Raw genomic sequence first — 1,049 nt, 5'->3', positions numbered from 1 at the left:
GAACGTCGGGGATCACCGGGGCCGCGCGAACGATTCAGCAAGCCCGATTCAACCTGACTCGCGGCCTCCGCGTGCATCCCATGGTTCGTCGACTGCCTCGGTCCGTGTTGCTGTCTGCAGCGGTGATTCAATGAACGTCATCGTACCGGCTAGCGACGGCCCCGTGGGGCCTTCCACATGTATGGAGCGGCGTCGGTGCGGTGCTGGTTTGTCGGTAGTTGCATTTCACGTGACATTGTCGTGCCGGCTAATGGTCTGCCGCGGGGCGAACCAACCTCGGCGTTGGCTACGCGAGTCGGAACGTGTCATGGCCAGCAGACGTGGCTTCTGGTTTGAGCCGCATCGCGCCAGGCCGCTTCCACCCCATCCCGAGTTGAACAACAAGACCGATTTGGTGGCTCACTTTGGTCGTTACCGCCGACAATTCTGGGCCGCATACAACGCTCTGTTCTGATCATCCGACGAACGACAGCGTTCACCAAGGCACGGCGAACGATTTTAAACTTCGGTTGACTTGACTCCGTGCCTTTGGTGCAACGCATTGTTCATCGCGTATGCGGCCCGCGAGTTCGGAAAATGCGACGTCCGTCAGAGCCAATCGTAGTCTGGGTTTGGCGTGCCGTGCTGATAGTAGTACCGGACTAGTGCGATGGTATCATCGATGGCCCAAGTCCAATTGCGAGGCGCCGCGAATCCTTGGTCTGAGAGCCAGACTTGAACTATGTCGTGGGGTCCATTCGGATTGAAGGCTTGTCGCCAATTCATTTGGCCATCCGCAATTTGCACGTGAAATACACCATCGCCACCGGTAACGGATAGCTGGTTCGCACCTGGATTGTCTTTGTCTTGCAGCAGATCGAGCAGCGGCTTTTCGTAGTTGTCCATCGACCGAAGTTCACGTTCGACTGCGTCCCATGTTGGGTCGACAATCGTCTCTGTATGCGTACGAGTGACGGTGCCCGGTGGCGAGTAGCGGGTCAATTCAAGGGCGGCGATTATCTGAGACAAGCTTTTGCAACATCGAAAAAATCGACCCAGGTCCGTCGATG

General features: G+C 57.1%; 2 protein-coding genes. One reads left to right on the top strand and one right to left on the bottom strand.

Features of this window, described 5'->3' with window-relative positions:
- Positions 1-307 precede the first annotated feature (307 nt).
- Positions 308-454, top strand: coding sequence for a hypothetical protein (locus FYK55_RS29360; protein WP_161604832.1), 147 nt, complete (start codon positions 308-310; stop codon positions 452-454).
- Positions 455-588: 134 nt separating this feature from the next.
- Here the strand turns inward: FYK55_RS29360 and FYK55_RS28725 are convergent, their stop codons facing one another.
- Positions 589-885: a hypothetical protein gene (locus tag FYK55_RS28725; protein ID WP_150080061.1), complete on the bottom strand. Its 297-nt coding sequence runs from the start codon at positions 883-885 to the stop codon at positions 589-591.
- Positions 886-1,049 lie beyond the last annotated feature (164 nt).

This window comes from Roseiconus nitratireducens, assembly GCF_008629675.1.
In the GTDB taxonomy this organism is placed as follows: domain Bacteria; phylum Planctomycetota; class Planctomycetia; order Pirellulales; family Pirellulaceae; genus Stieleria; species Stieleria nitratireducens.
This window is presented reverse-complemented; position numbering and strand designations above follow the sequence as displayed.